This is a genomic window from Deltaproteobacteria bacterium IMCC39524, from assembly GCA_029667085.1.
Classification (GTDB): Bacteria; Desulfobacterota; Desulfuromonadia; order Desulfuromonadales; family BM103; genus M0040.
In genome coordinates, this window is record JARUHJ010000004.1 from 255,316 (window position 1) to 273,224 (window position 17,909).

15 protein-coding genes are annotated in these 17,909 nt (G+C 52.2%); 3 read left to right on the top strand and 12 right to left on the bottom strand.

From position 1 onward, the window contains the following. Window positions 1-663: 663 nt before the first annotated feature. From P9J64_11600 to murI, 9 genes are all read right to left on the bottom strand, one after another. Complete coding sequence (locus P9J64_11600; protein MDG5468964.1) at window positions 664-1,440, bottom strand: cytochrome c3 family protein; 777 nt, start codon at window positions 1,438-1,440, stop codon at window positions 664-666. A gap of 31 nt (window positions 1,441-1,471) precedes the next feature. Next, window positions 1,472-4,357 carry an FG-GAP-like repeat-containing protein gene (locus P9J64_11605; GenBank protein ID MDG5468965.1) on the bottom strand — a complete coding sequence of 962 codons (2,886 nt, stop codon included), beginning with the start codon at window positions 4,355-4,357 and terminating at the stop codon, window positions 1,472-1,474. Between the two features lie 246 nt (window positions 4,358-4,603). Then, window positions 4,604-5,977 (bottom strand): sigma-54 dependent transcriptional regulator, encoded by a 1,374-nt coding sequence (locus P9J64_11610; protein MDG5468966.1) that lies wholly within the window; start codon window positions 5,975-5,977, stop codon window positions 4,604-4,606. A 2-nt stretch (window positions 5,978-5,979) separates the two neighbouring features. Beyond that, the gene (locus P9J64_11615; GenBank protein MDG5468967.1) at window positions 5,980-7,470 is read right to left on the bottom strand and encodes an ATP-binding protein; all 1,491 of its coding nucleotides are present in this window, start codon (window positions 7,468-7,470) and stop codon (window positions 5,980-5,982) included. Window positions 7,471-7,495: 25 nt separating this feature from the next. Beyond that, window positions 7,496-8,041, bottom strand: coding sequence for a type II secretion system protein (locus P9J64_11620; protein ID MDG5468968.1), 546 nt, complete (start codon window positions 8,039-8,041; stop codon window positions 7,496-7,498). Between the two features lie 53 nt (window positions 8,042-8,094). Further along, window positions 8,095-8,643, bottom strand: coding sequence for a hypothetical protein (locus P9J64_11625; protein MDG5468969.1), 549 nt, complete (start codon window positions 8,641-8,643; stop codon window positions 8,095-8,097). Window positions 8,644-8,887: 244 nt separating this feature from the next. Continuing rightward, the gene (locus P9J64_11630) at window positions 8,888-11,293 is read right to left on the bottom strand and encodes a homocysteine S-methyltransferase family protein (protein MDG5468970.1); all 2,406 of its coding nucleotides are present in this window, start codon (window positions 11,291-11,293) and stop codon (window positions 8,888-8,890) included. Next, the gene (locus tag P9J64_11635) at window positions 11,290-11,937 is read right to left on the bottom strand and encodes a GerMN domain-containing protein (protein MDG5468971.1); all 648 of its coding nucleotides are present in this window, start codon (window positions 11,935-11,937) and stop codon (window positions 11,290-11,292) included. The genes P9J64_11630 and P9J64_11635 overlap by 4 nt, the downstream gene beginning before the upstream one ends. Before the next feature lie 43 nt (window positions 11,938-11,980). Continuing rightward, window positions 11,981-12,796 (bottom strand): glutamate racemase, encoded by an 816-nt coding sequence (murI, locus tag P9J64_11640; GenBank protein ID MDG5468972.1) that lies wholly within the window; start codon window positions 12,794-12,796, stop codon window positions 11,981-11,983. 153 nt (window positions 12,797-12,949) lie between these two features. Between murI and P9J64_11645 the strand changes: the two genes are divergently transcribed. From P9J64_11645 to P9J64_11655, 3 genes are all read left to right on the top strand, one after another. Continuing rightward, on the top strand, window positions 12,950-13,285 hold the full coding sequence (locus P9J64_11645; GenBank protein ID MDG5468973.1) for a hypothetical protein: 336 nt from the start codon (window positions 12,950-12,952) through the stop codon (window positions 13,283-13,285). A 219-nt stretch (window positions 13,286-13,504) separates the two neighbouring features. Beyond that, window positions 13,505-13,774, top strand: coding sequence for a cytochrome c (locus tag P9J64_11650; GenBank protein ID MDG5468974.1), 270 nt, complete (start codon window positions 13,505-13,507; stop codon window positions 13,772-13,774). A gap of 292 nt (window positions 13,775-14,066) precedes the next feature. Beyond that, the gene (locus P9J64_11655) at window positions 14,067-14,195 is read left to right on the top strand and encodes a hypothetical protein (GenBank protein MDG5468975.1); all 129 of its coding nucleotides are present in this window, start codon (window positions 14,067-14,069) and stop codon (window positions 14,193-14,195) included. Between the two features lie 495 nt (window positions 14,196-14,690). Here P9J64_11655 and P9J64_11660 read toward each other — a convergent pair whose 3' ends face one another. From P9J64_11660 to P9J64_11670, 3 genes are all read right to left on the bottom strand, one after another. Continuing rightward, entirely contained in the window at window positions 14,691-15,386 is a 696-nt protein-coding gene (locus P9J64_11660) for an anaerobic ribonucleoside-triphosphate reductase activating protein (protein ID MDG5468976.1), read from the bottom strand. 97 nt (window positions 15,387-15,483) lie between these two features. Next, window positions 15,484-15,624 (bottom strand): anaerobic ribonucleoside-triphosphate reductase, encoded by a 141-nt coding sequence (nrdD, locus tag P9J64_11665; protein MDG5468977.1) that lies wholly within the window; start codon window positions 15,622-15,624, stop codon window positions 15,484-15,486. A 251-nt stretch (window positions 15,625-15,875) separates the two neighbouring features. Beyond that, entirely contained in the window at window positions 15,876-17,864 is a 1,989-nt protein-coding gene (locus P9J64_11670; protein ID MDG5468978.1) for a ribonucleoside triphosphate reductase, read from the bottom strand. Window positions 17,865-17,909 lie beyond the last annotated feature (45 nt).

Sequence of the window (17,909 nt, forward strand, 5' to 3'; positions counted from 1 at the left end):
GTTCCCATTGGAGCCTTCCACGAAGGATTAAAAAAGCTAGGAATCCAAGGGGTTTAGATGTTTATATGTGTACCCACGTAACCCAAAAGAGGTTTTTGTCATTTCACTTAATTGCAACGAAGATACCGCTTTCGCTAAAAACAGTCGTTTAATCAACTTTACATAAATTATAATCTCGTAATTAACGTAACTAATTAATTAGAGCTAAATAAATAATTTTAATTTAGAGGGTCAATAAAGTAAAATCTGGCTATGGATTAACCTAGAAACGCGGAGTTCACCTGATTGTTTTTTGAATTTCTCTGTGAACTCTGTGTCTCTCTGTTGAGAGGTTTTCTTTAGACGACCTTCACTTGAGCGAAGTGGACAACCAGATTAATTTTTTGAGTCATAGAACCGGAGCTTGAGATGGAGGGGGACAAAAATGTAAAACCCAAAAAGGCCCCAACCGTTGATGACTGGGGCCGACAGGAATGTTTACTGAGCGCTTATCCTAATTTCAGCTAGCTGTTAATTATTGCTCACCGCTCAACCTGAAGGGTCTGTCTGTAAAATCAAAAATCGTTAAAATCTTCAGCGCAGCATAGCTCTGAAAAGTTTCGGACGACCCCGGAAAGAGATCGCCCTATAGCTATTCAACGAAATGGAACCATGAAGTTATAACTATTTAATATGGCAAGCCAGACAAAGAGCACTGCCGGTGTTAGGAGTTATCAGAAAGGGTGAATAGTCCTCGTTACCACCATTGAGCGGATCGAAATTAACGTGCGGATCGTGACAGGAAGAGCACTCCACATTAAGAGCTCCGGTAAAGAACCGAACCCCCTGACCTACCGCTAACCCCGGATCCCGAAGCGTATTAAACTTCGGTTGACCTGACGAATATTCTGGAGAGGCCATGACATCGGTATAACTAAAAGAGAACGGGTGATCATCTGTAAAGTCACCTGTATTTCCGGAGGTAGCGATACCAGGAGAACCACCAATACGGGCCCCTGGAACACCGAAAAAATCAGTAATTTCGTTGTTAATTACACCCCCTGGGCCCAAAATTGGAGCTGTACGATCATTCGGCTCATTGAGCACATGGTTGACAGAGAGACTGCCATCATGACAGGACAGGCAAAGCATCGACTCAGTATTTGGCGGACGACCTGCGGGCAAGCCTCTAAGATTCGACGACAGAGAAGCGCTGTTGTAGTGTTTCCAAGTCGCGGAGGTGGGGTTACCCCGGTTCCACAAAGGAGCATCCAGAGTTCCGCCATGAGGGGTATGACAAAACACACAGATCGCATCTTCGTCATGGTTGTATTGACCAGTATCAGGACTGCTGAGGGAAAGGTTATGCGATCCCCACCTTACACCAGCCGGCCCTCTTACCCCCCAAGCCACGCTGGAAGTAAAGAATATCAGGCAAAAAACAACAACTAAACGTTTCATAAAGTAGATCCTAAAATTATCGATAAAACTTTTAAAGGTTAAGGCTGTTTAAAAGGTCAACCAACTCAAACGCCGACACTTGAGCCGCACCATCAGGCAGGCGTAGAGCCAAATCACTGATCAGCAGCGAGGCTGCAGCATAATCACCAGCGCTGACCATGGCACTCACAGGAGCAAGATCAAGCAGTAAGTCTGGAGACTCAAGAGCCGTTATCAAAGCACTCAGCTCAGCGATCTTATCGTGTAATGCAGCGATAAAACTTGCGACCGGTTTTTCACTGAAGCCACTCAGGTATACCACTTGACCATCGGCCAGTCCAGCCAACAATTGCTTGCCCGAGCCATCCAGATCAATGGGGAAGGCGGCGACGAAAGTTGTCTTCGGCTCACTAAATTGAGCCATAAGCTGATACTGGTCCTCAACCTGAGCATAAACCGTCATGACACCACCCGCCGTTACGAGCAGCTCCTGCTGGCCATCCGCATCCCAATCCACCAGGAAAGGCACCGCGGCACCACTTGCCTGATAAACAAGCTCAGGAGCACTGAGATTCGGAGAGGAGCCTGCATCGGGACCATTCTGGTTATTCGGTGCATTATAAAAGACAACGACCTCACCAGCACCATTGCCAACCAGCAAGTCCTTCAAACCATCACTGTTATAGTCAACAACGACAGGAGCAGCGTGCACTCCAACTGAAAGAGCTTCGCCACCCACCGAAAGATCTTCGCCCTGCCCAAAAGCAGGAGCAACTTCTTCACCGATATTAACAAACAACTTCACCGAGCCATCGGCCTGGCCAATAATCAGATCCTTTTTACCATCATTATCCCAATCTGCGACGAAAGGCACAGCGCCGGGCATGACGGGCAGCTCAAGCGAAACCCCTTGATCAAAGTACAACCGATTTCGACCGGCTATCTGCATATTTGAAAAGAGTGAAACCTGCCCGGAACCATCTCCGACCAACAGGTCGAGATCGTCATCGTTGTCGAAATCAACCAGGAAAGGCATCGCAGCACCACTCACAGAGAGACCAGATCGGCCGTTGATGCCATTGCGGCTCGTGGACAAGTTTTTAACCTCCATACTTGGCACCAGCTTTGCGTAAAGAGCCACATTGGCATCTTCTGTTAAGGTGACATTGGCAACAAATGGCTCAAAACCGTCGCGAGTCACGACGACCGAGAGGGTTCCTGGTGTAAAATCACGGAGCTCAAGAGGCGCAACCCCGGCCACCGCGCCGGCATAAGCATGATTTCCCGAGAAAGACACGACAGCATCGGGCATATTAGCGGTCACACTGAGAGATGTCGTATCATAAACAAATCGTCTGGCGGCCCCGGCAGGGGAAGAAAGCTGGTCACTATCCTGGGCTGTGACCCGCCAAAAGTAAACAGCGCCATCTTCAAATAAGGAGTAGTCCTGAAGAGCGCTCAACTCCAAGTCAGTGGCGTCCACGGATTGGGCCATAAGCACTTCGACAAAGGCCTCATCAGCGGCAATCTCAACCTGGTAAGCAGAAACATAATCATTCGGGTCGGGATCGTCCGATTCGGCCCATGAGAGAAGATCCACCCCGGCAATGCTGGCGTTATCAGCAGGAGCCAGCAATTCAGGGCTGCCAGGGGACTCATCAACGGCATTGACAACAAAATTTGCAACGACGCTAGGAGCCGAGGAGACAGCCGCATCAAAGGCCTGGACGGTCCAGGAATAAGCGGTATTCTCGGCCAGCTCAATTCCGTCAGCGACCACGCTGGTGGTTTCACCAACATCCTCGGCAGACTCTTTCTGATAGACAACTTCGCCATTCAACGTAATGGTGACCAGATAGGTCAGATCGTCGCCATCCGGATCCTCAGCATTCACAAAAGTCAAAACAGGAGAAGCAGAACGAACTTCGCTGTTTCCGACCGGGCTTTGTGGCGTCGGGATCGTTGGCGGGTTATTGGAATTTTCAGGGCTCTGACCACCATCAACGCCGAGCACCGCAATCCGGCCCGAACTGCAACCGACGAACAATCGGCTGTTAACATTGTCAAAAACTGCATCATTCACGTTACCGAAATAGCCAACACCGGAGGCAGCCTGCGAATAGACGCCCAGGTATCCAAAAGCCTCATTAGCGACACGAACCTGCGACTTCATAAATTCAAGGAAGTAAACCCGACCTTGTGCGTCGTAGGTGATACCGCGAGGAGCCTGCATCGCGGGAAAGCCAAAGTTGGAATTCGGATAAGCGACGACATTGGCGACACTCAAATCGGAGTTAAGAGTAAAAACATGCACCTTGGAGTTCATGGCCGAGGAATCAGCAACAACAACCTGGCCGAGAGGAAAGCCTTCACGAGGGGGGCTGATCGTCATCCCGCCTACCTGCATAAACTGGCCGGCAGCGGTGCCGATACCGCCAAAGCTGTTCTGAAATTGCCCATAAGCAGAATAGACCTTAATCGACATACCATCAACCACGTAGATGTTACCCGCAGCATCCAGGTCAATCTCACCAACAGAAGCAAACTCAGGGGCATCAACCACGGCACCTTCCAGTTCACCCGCAATCTCCCCTTCGATAAGATTATAAATAACCACCGACTGCGTGCGCGCAACATAAAGCTTTGAACCGTCTGGCGTTACAGCCAGACCCCTTCCCGTCACCTGCAAATCAAAGCTTTGCAGAAAATCGCCATACTGGTCAAAGGTATGCACCAAACCAGCTCGAGAATCAGCCACATACAGGGTACCCGCCTCGTCCATGTCCATCGCGCCAACGAGCAACATTCCATCCGCCCTGATCTGGCCCAGGGGTTCAAAAACCGGCGCGACTGCTGCGCGTGCCGGGCTGAGCCAAATAACACCAAGGAACAGTGATATCACCGTGACAAGGCTGAATGTCGAGTAAGATTGTTTCATTGTAGAGCCTCCTGCGGGCATATCGAGGTCTTAATAATACTTATTATTACAAACACTTATTACTTCTATACAGAGATAAGCTTGCCTGTCGGCAAAGGTTTCTTTCTATTCCTTCCTGCAACCTTAATACCAACTACAAAAGACCTCTCCAGGAGGACAAAACAACCCCAACACAAAAATCGGACGACCTCCAGTAGAGATCGTCCGACAAGCTTTAAATATTACTCAGAGTAGAGACGGGATAAGCTAACTCAAAAAACCGAATTTCTTCATCCGGTAACGAAAAGCATCAATACCAAGATTCAGTTTTTTCGCCGCCTTCGACTGATTCCCCTCAGCGATTTCAAGCGACTGGCGGATCAGCTCCCGCTCGACATCCTCGATATCTATCCCTTCCGGGGGGATACGCAGGCTCATCGGCCCGGAGGCATCGCCACCGGCTTTCGAGATCAATTCCTGGGGGAGATGTTCCAGCATCAGCGTCTCTTCGTTTTCGAGAATAATCGCACGCTCAATAATATTCCTCAACTCACGCACGTTACCAGGCCACTCATACTCTTCAAGGAATTTGCGGGCCATCTTGGAGACGCCGGCGACGGTTTTGCCGAACTCCCGGTTGTAGTGGCGAATAAAGAAATCAACAAGGGTCATAATGTCGTCGCGTCGTTCGCGCAACGGCGGCAGGTAGATGGGAATGACCTGCAAACGATAGTAGAGGTCGTTGCGAAAGGTTTTATCCTCGATCTTCTTGAGCAGCTCCTGATTGGTCGCGGAGACGATACGGACATCAACCGGAATCTCTTTGTTGCCTCCGACCCGGCGAACGGTCCGTTCTTCGAGGACGCGCAGCAACTTGGCCTGCATGCCCACTTCCATATCTCCGATCTCATCGAGAAAGAGGGTGCCGCCGTCAGTCATCTCAAAGAGACCTTGCTTCTGGCTCTTGGCGTCAGTGAAAGCCCCTTTTTCATGCCCCATCAATTCGCTTTCAAGCAAAGTCTCTGGAACCGCGGCACAATTGATCGCCATAAAAGGCTTGTCTTTACGCGCGCTCTCCATATGAATAGCGCGGGCGATCAACTCCTTGCCGGTGCCGCTCTCGCCCTGAATCAACACGGTGCTGGCATCGCTTTTGGCGACCTTGCGAACCATGTCGAGGACCTGCTTCATGTGACGGCTTTCACCGATGATGTTATCGATGCCGAACTTGCTTTCCTGGGCGGAACGGAGGTGAGCAACTTCCTTACGCAACTGCCGGGTCTCAAGAGCCTTCTTGACAATGATGGACAACTCATCGAGGTTGAACGGCTTGTTGATATAGTCATGCGCTCCAAGCCGCATCGCCTTGACGGCAGTTTCAAGCACACCAAGAGCCGTGACCATAACAACGATAATTTCGTCATCAAGCTCCTTGACCTTCTCCAGCACCTGCAAGCCATCCATGCCAGGGAGTTGGATATCAAGCAGCATCAACGCGGGAGCTTCTTCCTGGACCTGCCTGATCGCTTCCTCGCCGCTGGCAGCGGTAATGACGTCGTAACCCTGCTTTTTCAGGGACTGCTCCAGGGACCAGCGGATCAGGTGCTCATCATCAACAACTAATATTCTCGTATTACGCACAATTATTCCTCGTTCATCTCCAAGACAGCTTCTTTGCTGACCGGTAAGTCTATAACAACCCTGGTCCCTTCGCCGACTCGGCTACGGACCTCAATCGTTCCACCCTGCTGCTCAACAAGTTGCCTGCAGATCGCCAGACCGAGCCCTGTGCCCTGGGTTTTGGTTGTAAAAAACGGGGTAAAAATCCTCTCCATATCTTCTGGCTTGATACCGGGACCTGAGTCACCGATCAACACCCGTACGGACTGCTTGCCCTGCTCACCGACCAGGTCGGTCTGCAGCAAAAGAGTGCCACCTTCTTTCATCGCCTGGATCGCATTTATGATGATATTAAAAAATACCTGCTGAAGCTGCTTGCCGTCAACCCAAACCGGCGGTAAATTACGGGTAAATTCCTTGGTTTGGTGCACATTTTTGGCTTCCGGGTGCTGACTGACGAAAAACATCGTCTTTTTGAGGAGATCGTTGGTGTCAACATAATCCAGAGTCGGCTTGCCGGGGCGGCCAAAGAAAAGCAGATCTGTCGCCGCCTTATCGAGCCTGGAAATTTGCTCAAGAACTTTGTCAATGACCTCGCGCCGAGGGTCCTCTGCGGAGAAATCGTCAGCAAGAACGGTAATGGCGCCCTTGATGCCAGCCAGAGGGTTCTTGATCTCGTGCGCAATACCCGCCGACATTTCACCGACCGAGGCCAGACGATCGGCCCGCTCCATCTGCTGGTAATGGTAGTCCTGCAATTCATCGTTGGCCAGGCTCAGACGATCGACCATGGAATTAAAGTTGACCATCAGAGCACTGACTTCGTCATTACTCTGCGGCTCCAGCCTGACCGTCAGATCCCCCTCTTCAACCTGGGCCATTTTGGCCGACATCGTCTGCAGGGGCTGCCGCACAAAGCGATTAAAAATCAGCGAGATACCCCAGGTCAGCAAAAGCACAATCGTCAGCATGGTGAGGCCAAAAAGTTGTGACGTCTGCAGCAACTGGGCTTCCATCTCTTCGAGCGACAGGTCAAGATTCAAAACACCGATCACGCGACGACCGGAGCCGTGACAAGGAACGCAGCCCTGCTCGGTATAAATCGGCTTGACGACCCCTATGACATCCTTGCCACTCGCCCCGCGGAACGTATTGTGACTCTGGCCCTGCAGGAAGGTCGCGAGGTCATGCGGGTTGACCCTGCGGCCAATTTCATTCGGTTCCGAGGATTTAAGGACACGGCCATCGGGATGAAAAATGCGCACGCCATCCAGACGCTCGTCACTCCCAACCATTTCCAGGATAGTCTGAACATCGCGGTTATTGCCGGTACTCATCGAACTAAAAATGGCTCTTTCGATAACAGACATCATCAGGTCTGCGGTCCGCAGGCTGGAGGTGGTAATGTGGGTATGTTCTCGACGGATGTGGAACAGGGTGACACTGCCGATCGCAAACATAAAGAGCAGAAAGGAAAGTATGACGATCCGGCCGATCAGGCTCTTGAAAAACATCGTGATCCGTTTCCTGTTCTGCGCCTTATTGCGCGGCTTCTGCGGAAGGTTTACCAGCGGCCCCGGTTGTTTTGGTCGTGCTGGTCGCTTTACTGTTTTTCGTGGACGGCGTATAGACGAACTCCCATTCGCTGTAAGAGTTCTTGCCTGTCAATTTATCCAACGCCTTGGGAAAACCCTCTTTCTGAAAGGGCTCCAGATCGCTGCTGCTCCGCACCCCTATAATCCGCTCGGCCGGGTCGGTGACCAACTGCCACTCTTCCCCGGTCATCGGATCGTCGTATAGTTTACGCAGATGCCTGACCACACCCGGAAAACGCGGGTCACGCAGTAAATGTTCAAGCGTGGCCGGCAACATCTGTTGCGAACCATGCTTGACAGAAGAGTAGCTGGCGATCGCCTGCTGGTACTGCTGGCCGCGCCAGAGTAGTTCGGCCTCACGGGCTCGCTGGACGGTGCTGCGCCAGGATTGGCCAGCCATACCGGCGGTAAGGCCGAGGATTACAACCATGACCAGGAGCATGATCAGAATCGCGCCGCGCTGCCCTCCCTGTGAAGATTTAAAGATCATCTATCCCCGAAGCCCCAGCCTCCAGCACCCAGCCTTCGGCTCACAGTTTGCGTTCAATCATCCCCCATCAAGTAAGAGAGGATAACCTCATCCAGACTGGTTTCAACCGCTGGAGACGCATGTTTCTTGTCAACAGCGACAGGTGTCGCCGCAGGCACAGCAGGTACTACCACAGGTGTTACGGGGGCAGGTTCTGGTACAACAGGCGCTGGTTTTAGTGGCGAGGGCGCTGCAGAGGCTGCTGGCCGAACAGGCTCGAGAGGCCTCGAAGCCGGCGGAGCAACAACCTCTGGGGCTGTGACTTTCACCTCTTTTGGAACGACCTTTTTGCCGGCCTGGAAACGATCAATGACCTCATCATACTCACCGGTCTTGAGACTGCGCAGCATACCCTTATGCTGTTCCTTCATCAACTCTTCGACGACCTGTTCCAGGTTGTCGACTTTGGCGATATCAGCGTAGGAGGTTTTCTTCGATCCGAGGATCGTTCCGCCCTGGTACAAAAGGGTCACGATATTGGGACTCTTCACCCCACTATCTTCGGTCTGTATGTGGTAGACCTCGCCCTTGTAGCGAAAATTATGATTAAAACCGACGACCATCTGCTGAAGTTCTCCGCAATTCTTTTATAGTCTGCTACGGTGTTGGCTCTCAAAACATATCAACGCCCACTCGCTGCGCCCACTCGAGACGCTGAGGAATCCATAGATTCTTGTATTTAGCTCTGATGCTTTTTGATTTTCTCCGCGTCTCTGCGTCTCCGCGTTGAATGCCTTTAGGTTTTTAACCTTTAACCGAGATATTGTGACACAAGCAAAAAGCCAGTGCAAGCCTAGCCTCCAGCCCCTAGTCCCCGGCCCCCAGCAACCGCTTGACCTTGTCAACAGCTTCGAGTGCATCCTTGGCGTAGATGTCGGCACCGATGCTATCAGCGTACTCTTGAGTGACCACTGCTCCACCGACCATGGTAAAAACTTTAATCCCGGCGTCCCTTAACTTACCTAAGGTCACATCCATCTGCTGCAATGTTGTTGTCATCAATGCTGAGAGGCCTACGGCATCGATCTCCTCCTTCTGCGCGACCTCGAGAATTCTCGCGGCAGACACGTTCTTGCCCAGGTCGATCACTTCGAAGCCGTGGTTTTCCAGCAAGGTGCAAACGATATTCTTACCGATATCATGGATATCACCCTCAACTGTAGCCATCAGGATGCGGCCCAGAGAAGGGCCACTCTCACCAGCAAAGTTTTCCTTGATATAAGCAAAGGCTGTCTGCATCGTCTCGGCGGACCGCATAACCTGGGGGAGAAAGACTCGATTATCAGCAAAACGGCGCCCCACCTCTTCGAGCCCGGGCAGCAACCCCTCGTTACTGACCGCCATAACATCCAGCCCTTCCTGCATGGCATCCTTGACCAGGGAAACGACTCCTTCACTGTCGCCGCTAACGATCGCTGCGGCAAGACGTTGACGAACATCCAGAGGAGTATCACCCTGCGCTACAGCAGGGGCTGCTGAAGCCTGTTCAGCATAGTGACCGATATAAACTTCGGCTCGCACATCCTGGCAAAGCAGGACCAGCGCTGAACGGTAGGCATCCATCATCCGTTCATCCCTGGGATTGATGATCGCCACCTTCAGCCCCGCCTCGAGCGCCATGGCAAAAAAGACGGACGAGAGAACCGGACGTGAGGGCAGACCAAAGGAAATATTGCTCACCCCAAGGGCTGTGGCCAGGCCCAGTTCATCACGAACCTGCCGTAAGGCACGCAGGGTTTCAAGGGCGCGCTTCTGCTCCGCAGAAACGGTCAGGGTCAGACAATCGATCACCAGGTCCTGTTTTGGCAGACCAAGGATCAAAGCGGAGTCAAGAATGCGGCGGGCGATTTCAACGCGACCCTCAGCCGTTTCAGGGATTCCCGTTTCATCGAGGGTAAGGCCAATCACAGCGGCGCCATAGCGACGCGCAAGAGGCAGAACTTTTTCCAGACTTTTCGCTTCACCATTGACCGAGTTGATCAGGACTTTGCCATCGGCGGCCTTGAGCCCCCGCTCCAGCGCCTCCAGATCTGAGGTATCAATGACCAGCGGAGCGGGACAAACCCCGGTGACGGCATAGACGGCTCTCTCCAGGGAGGCCGCCTCATCAACACCGGGAGCACCGCAGTTAACATCGAGGAGATGAGCTCCGGCAGCAAGCTGGCCGGTCGCTTCGCGACGGATATAAGCCGTCTTGCCGGCAAGCAGCTCTGCGGTAAAAGCTTTCTTGCCGGTGGGATTGATGCGTTCGCCGATCAGGGCGCAGGCAGTGTCTCCACCAAACTCCGCAACGGCGCTCCGGCTGGACAGGAATCCTCGCCGGGGTGGTGGCGTCCAATCTTGTGCGTAGTCTCCCAGAGCGGACCGCATCACCCGAATATGGTTTGGCGTGGTACCACAACAGCCACCGACAACCCTGACACCAAGAGCGATCAGACCCTCATGGTAGGCGGTCATTTCCTCCGGTGTCCCGGGAAAGATGGTCTGGCCGTCTTTGAGAATCGGCAGCCCGGCGTTAGCCTGGGCAATCAAAGGCCTGTTGGTGACCTGCCGCATGCGGGCGAGAACATCATAAATACCATCAATACCAAGCCCGCAGTTGGAACCGATGACATCAACCTGCAGACCGTCAAGGGTGACCGCGGCGGCCTCCGGTGGTGTGCCGAGCACGGTTCGCCCAGCATCATCAAAGGTCATTTGAGCGATAATCGGCAGATCACAAACGTCGCGGCAGGCGATAACCCCGGCCCGCAGTTCGCGGATATCGAGAAAAGTTTCGAAAGAAATCAGATCGGCTCCGGCCCCGGCCAGAGCAGAGATCTGTTCGGCAAAGATATCAACCATCTCATCAAAGCCGGCGTCACCGACCGGTTCAACAAAGCGTCCGGTCGGACCGACGGAACCGCCGACAAAGATCTTGTCACCTCCCGCCTTGCGAGCCAACTCGACAGCCCTGCGATTCAACTCGTCAACGGCCGATTCCAGACCATAGTGACCCAGCTTGGCGCGATTGCCGCCAAAACTGTTGGCCACCAGGATATCGGCACCGGCCGCAGCATACTCGGCATGGACTCCGACTACGGCCTCTGGTGCGATCCGGTTCATCTCTTCCGGACAACCTCCCGGCGGCAGGCCGCGCTCCTGCAAGAGGGTGCCCATGGCTCCATCGAGGACCAGAACCCGATCAGCGAGTGCTTTTCTAAAATCTCTCATTCGTTCCCTCCGGCAGGCAAGCTGAGGATTCCTCCGACAGGGGCCATCCCCTCTTCCACCAGGCTGAAATCAGGATTGATTGGTTGACGTAAATCAACATGGCCCTTCAGTGTTGCTATCGGCGCGCCGTCGACCAGAACCCTCACCTGTCGGAGGTGGGGGAAATTAACGGCGAGTGTATCGGCCAAACCGTAGATCGTCAGCAGTTCGCTCTGGGTTCCACCGGGATGCGCAGAGATCAGCTCCTGGCTGAAATCGACGTTCACCAGGCTACCCTCGACCGAGACATCATTGAGCACAACCTGAGCCGGCAAAATTGCGGCGAACTCGCCTTGAGAACCCGCGATCAGGGCCCTGACCGTGCTTCTCAGACAATCTTCATCTTGCTGGCATTCAGCAATATCTCGTGTTTCGGCGACCAGGGCCTGGCCATCAACAGAAGCGAAATAAAGGATCACTTCCCTGGTCGTCACCAACGAGGTCTCCAACTCCGACGGCGGGGCTTGCGGAGCCTCAGCTGTTTTGAGATAACCCACAACCAGTCCGACGACAAAGACCAGTACAGCAAGGGCTCCCCATAGGATGAGGTGCTTACGGTATGATCGCTTTTTCGAATTGTTTGGTTCGTAATTAGATTTCGGCATCGTTTAACCTGAAGGTTATAGAGAAACTGATTAGCAACTGGATTTAATCGAGGCTGACCGTTGTCACACCTTGTAGAGGCTCTCCCAGGAAGGCCCCGCCCACCCGCTCAAAACGGTCCGGAATATCGGTAACAAAATAACGTGGGGTTGAAGCTGGCTGTCCCTGCCCTTGCAATCGATGTGTGTTGAGTTGTGCCGCAACGGCCTTGGCCGTTTCCTGCGCCGAGTCGACGAGTCGCACCTGTGGGCCAACAACCTCCTGCAACATCGGCTTGATAAGAGGGTAGTGTGTACAACCCAGAACCAGGGTGTCAATCCCCTCAGCGAGCAGCGGGGCAAGATATTCGCGCGCAGTCAAGCGGGCAACCTCGTGTCCGGCCCAGCCTTCTTCAGCCAGGGGGACAAAGAGAGGACAAGCGGCAGTGTGCACCACAACATCAGCCCGTTCGCGACGCAGAGCCCGTTCGTAGGCGCCGCTGCGAATCGTCCCTTCCGTGCCGACCACACCTATCCGGCCATTAACGCTGACTTCAATCGCACGCCGTGCGCCCGGCTCGATAACTCCGACCACCGGAACCTGGTAGGCTTCCGCCAGGCCTTCAAGAGCGACCGCCGAAGCCGTATTACATGCTACGACCAGAAGTTTGACTTTCTGCTCCAGGAGGAAACGTGCCGCCTCGTGGGCGTAGCGCAAAACAGTGGTCGCGCTCTTCGTACCGTAAGGGACACGGGCCGTATCTCCCAGGTAAATGAGTTTTTCACCTGGAACCTGGCGGCGCAGTTCCTTGAGAACAGTTAGCCCGCCCACTCCTGAATCAAAGACACCAATCGCTCTTTCCGGCACCGTTTCAACCCTCATTTCTTAGGTTTAAAGCAGGCCGCTACTCTAGTGAGCGCACCCTTAAAAGTCAAGATTTATGGAGGGTTTTTAGCCTTTGCCCACTTTTCAAAAAATGTTAGTATGCTTTTATGTCACTTTGATCAAACAGCAACAAATGCCGGGGGGCTTTAAATGGATTTTACCGCAGTTATCGAATTCCTGAAACACTTTGAAACCAAGAAGGTCATGGATTTTCTGCAAACCATGGACGTGAAAACGGTCATGGAGCACCCCTACTTCTTGGCCGGCATTGGGCTTCTGGCAGTTATCGCCTACTTCATGCGCTGGCGTCTGCTGCTGGTCACGGTTATGTCTATCACCGGATTCATTTACCTGCTCGGATACACCCTCGCCCAAGATACTTCGCTGAAAGGCGGCATGCCGACGGAATCTCTCGTGGTCCTGATTGGCGGAGGGGCTTTCATTGTCTTTCTTTCAATCTATCTATTATTCATTCGCAACGATTAGCCACAGCGACTCACCCGAAAAAACTCCGCACCCAAGCCATAAGGCAACGCCGGTCTCGGCGATCATGGTGCGTTGAGTACAACCGCATCCGGTTGCAGTGATCGTGAAGTGATGTTATCCTGACCCGGCTGTGCAGGTCTAAAGATTCTTGCCAGCTATTTCTGAAGCGGAACAATACTGCAATAAACTGATACCGTAATAAACAAACCGAGGTCCTCAATGGCTCTTTCCCTTAAAAAACGTGATTTCCTCCTGATCGGCGTCGCTATCGTCATCCTCGCCTTTCTCTGGCAAGCACCACCCGAGTCGACCAGTCGCGTCCCCTACGACGACGACCACCGCCAGTTTCATGACCTGGTCAAAGCTGAAGGCAAAAAAGCCGCTGAAAAGTTTTGTGAAGACTGCCACAACGATGAGGATATCGCTTTTCCTGAAGGGCACCCTCCCAAGGCCCGGTGTCTTTTCTGTCACAAGATGGGAAATCCCTAGTACCGCCACATCCAAGTCAGCTGTTGCCTCATTTAAGGTAACGCTGATAAGTGCAACAGGTCATATGGTCAAATTTCGGTAGAGAACGCCGTCATTTAGTTTTTTTACGCAATCCCTGCGACCAGGAGACACCGCGCCAGAGTATCAAAGCCATGGCCTCTCTCCAGTTATTTCAGTAGCTTACCCATAAAAAACCAGCAACTAACCCTTCTTGGCGCATGCATTGCATTAGCTTTCAGTCCTCAGCATAAAGACAAAGAGGCTTGATAAAGACAAATGGACGGAGCTGATTATGCCTAAAATGATGGACAGCAAAAAATTCTGGTCACAGATCAACCTGATGGATCTATTTCTATACCTGTTGGCCGGCAGCGCCATGCTGATAATCAGCATCTCCTTCCTGCTTTGGCTGCGCTTTTAATGACACTACACTTTCATATCAAAAATCAAAACCCGGCTGATTGGCCGGGTTTTTTATTTTCTGCCTATTTAGTGGGACTTGTAAGCCAAACAAGGGCTGTAAGGAGTTAACGTAATGTGGTTACCCACTTCACTCAACTAACTTATCGAGATTAGCAGAAAACTATTTTATCCACACAAATCAAGAGGCTTTAAGGTCAAAAGAAATATTAATAACAGGGATAGGCAGGATAAAGTCAAAATCTTCGAGGCTTGGATAAATCACTAATATTTGGTTCCTATGGTTTTATCCTGTACATCCTGTATATCCCTGTTCAAAAAAAGTTTAAGACCCTATGGTTACTGGTAGAGCAAAGAAGATAACCCGATAACGCAAAAGTGACAGTAGTCACCCTTAGCGTCTTTCCTGGTTTTTCTTAGCGTCTTTGCGTTAGGCTTTTGGTTTCAGCTCTTACTGTTTCGGTGTAAAGACGTATTACACAAAACACCTTCCTGCTCACACGCCCCGCACAATCACCCGCTGCGCATAACGACTGGCGATATCAGCAAAAGACTGTATCTTTTCCGGCGAGAAGGCTTCAACTTCCCGGGCGTCTCCACAAAGAGCATGCTCAGGGTGATACTGCTGTATGGCCCAGAGCGGGGCGCCATCGATCAATTTACCCAACCCGGCGATCACATCCTCGTCAACCCAGCCCGGTACACAAGTGGTTCGATATTCCAGTTCTACTGAAGCCTCGCGACAGAGAGAAACTGTCTCAATTAGCGTCTCGTAGGCAACGGGCCCGCTGTGCAACTCCGGATAACGCTGTGGCAAAGTCTTCAGGTCTATGGCCAGGTAGTCAACCAACCCTTTGCGCAGCAATTCCGTGATTACCTTGGGTGCGAGGCCGTTACTATCAAGCTTGACAGACAAGCTCAACGCCTTGACCGCCTCAAGAAAGGGGACAAGGTCCTGTCCCAGCGTAGGCTCACCACCGGAGACAACAACACCATCGATAAAGGACTTTCGCTCCGCCAAGTCGGCCAGGAGATCGTCAGGACACAGACTCGGGTAAGTATCCGGGTCAAGCACCAGGGCTGGATTATGACAAAAAGGGCAGGTCAAATTGCACCCACCCCAGAAGACCAAAGAAGCAATTCTTCCTGGAAAATCGAGAAGACTTGTTCCTTGAAAACCTTTGATAGCCATAAGTTGTTACTCTACTCGCAGCCTGTCAGACTAACCATGAACTGGCTGCTAGGAACCCTCTCCCTGCACAGAGAAGGACTCTGTTCATTATATTGTTTTAGCGACGATCTTCTTCAACAACATACTCCTGGCGATCCTCAAACTCGGCTTTCTTACCCTTGTTCCACTGCTGAACGGGGCGAAAAAAACCGCAAACACGGGAGTAGACTTCAGTTTTAGCTGCGCACTTGGTTGACATATCTTTCTCCTTTGACTTTTTACTTTCTACGCCAGACTGATAATCAGAACAACACAATCTTTAATTTACAGGGATAAGCAGGATGAACAGGATAAAGCCTCAAAAGCAAAAATCTCAAAAGCTTTGGTTTGTCTGCCTACCATCCTGCCTATCCTGCACATCCCAGTTAATAAGTCTTTGATTCTAGTGGTCTTTCCCTCGTCGATTCCGTGAAGAACAAACCTGAGGTCGGCCACCTTCGGAATCAGACTCTAAGCAGCCTGCCCTTCATGCACATGCGGACAGGCGAAGTGTTCACCGGAGATGTAACCATGCTCCGGGCAGATGGTAAAAGTCGGACTGAGCGTAAAATAGGGTAGATGAAAATTCTCGGCAATCCGCCTCACCATGAGCCGGGCACTCTGCCAGTCTTCCAGCCTTTCGCCCAAAAAACCATGGAACACAGTGCCGCCAGTATAGAGAGTCTGCAGTGAATCCTGGTGAGTGAGCGCCTGGAAAATATCATCCGTGGTACCGACGGGGAGCTGTGTCGAGTTTGTGTAGTAAGGCTCGGCATCTCCGGCAGTAATAATATCAGGGTAACGGGTCTTATCCGCACGAGCCAGGCGGAAGCTGGTTCCTTCTGCCGGAGTTGCCTCAAGGTTGTAGAGATGACCGGTTTCTTCCTGATAGTTTTCCAACTGGCTGCGCATGAACTGCAAGGTACGCACGGAGAGACTCTTACCTTCTGTCGTATCAATGCCCTTGCCGACCAGGTTGAGCATAGCCTCATTCATACCCAGCAGGCCAATGGTGGAAAAGTGGTTGTCCCAAAAACGACCACTGCGCTCGCGAATCCCCTGCAGGTAGAAACGGCTGTAGGGGTAGAGCCCTTCTTCTGTCAAACGCTCCAACTGCTTGCGCTTGATCTCGAAAGATTCGTAAGCGATGCGCATCAGGTCGGAGATCCTGGCGAAGAAGCCTTCGATGTCCTCAGCCTGGTATGCCGCCCGGGGCAGGTTAAGAGTCACCACTCCGATCGACCCGGTCAGAGGGTTGGATCCAAACAGACCGCCGCCCCGTCTCCGCAGCTCGCGGTTATCGAGTCGCAATCGACAGCACATGGAGCGGGCATCTTCGGGGTCCATGTCGGAATTGATGAAGTTGCTGAAATAAGGAATACCGTACTTGGCCGTCATCTCCCAGACGGGCTTGAAGCGAGGGCTGTCCCAATCGAGTTCACTGGTAATATTAACCGTCGGAATCGGGAAGGAGAAGATGCGACCGGAAGCATCGCCTTCCATCATCACCTCGCAGAAAGCCCGATTGAAAAGATCCATCTCTTCCTGGAAGTCTCCGTAAGTCGCATCCATCAACTGGCCGCCAATAACAATGGCTTCCTTGCCGACATCACGCGGGGGAGCAAGATCCAGGGTGATATTGGTAAAAGGTGTCTGGAAACCGACCCGGGTCGGCACATTCATATTAAAGATGAATTCCTGCATCGACTGGCGGACTTCCTTATACGAAAGTCCGTCGTAACGGATGAAGGGTGCGAGCAGCGTGTCAAAATTGGCAAAGGCCTGGGCACCGGCAGCTTCGCCCTGCAAGGTATAAAAGAAGTTGACGACCTGACCGAGAGCGGTACGGAAGTGCTTGGGAGGTGCGCTCTGGACCTTGCCGTAAGCGCCGCTGAAGCCCTTGAGGAGGAGGTCTTTAAGATCCCAACCGCAGCAATAGACCGAGAGCATGCCAAGATCGTGGATATGGAAGTCGCCGGCGCGATGAGCGTCGGCAACATAGTGGGGGTAAATCTTGTTCAGCCAGTAGTTGCTGGTAACGTTGGAAGCGATATGGTTGTTCAGGCCCTGCAGAGAGTAACCCATATTGGCGTTCTCATTAACCCGCCAGTCCTCCTGGGTAAGATAGGAATCCATCGATTCGATCGATTCCTTGATAATGGCCTTGGTTTCACGCAGGGAAGCGTGTTGTTGGCGATAGAGGATGTAGGCCTTGGCGGTCTTTGCATGACCATTTTCGATGAGGATCTTTTCGACCAGATCCTGAACATTCTCAACAGTCGGAATCCGCCCATCCTTGTAGATGACTTCAAGGATGCCGACAACCTGGCGGCCGATGTCGGAGACCTGTTGCATATCCGAACCACCGACGGCCTTAACCGTCTTCTGAATGGCAGAGATAATATTTTGTTCTTCAAAGGCTACAAGCCGACCGTCTCTCTTACGAATAAATTCCAACACAGCATCCTCCCCCAAGCAAAATAAACCCTCTTGAAAAGTAACACA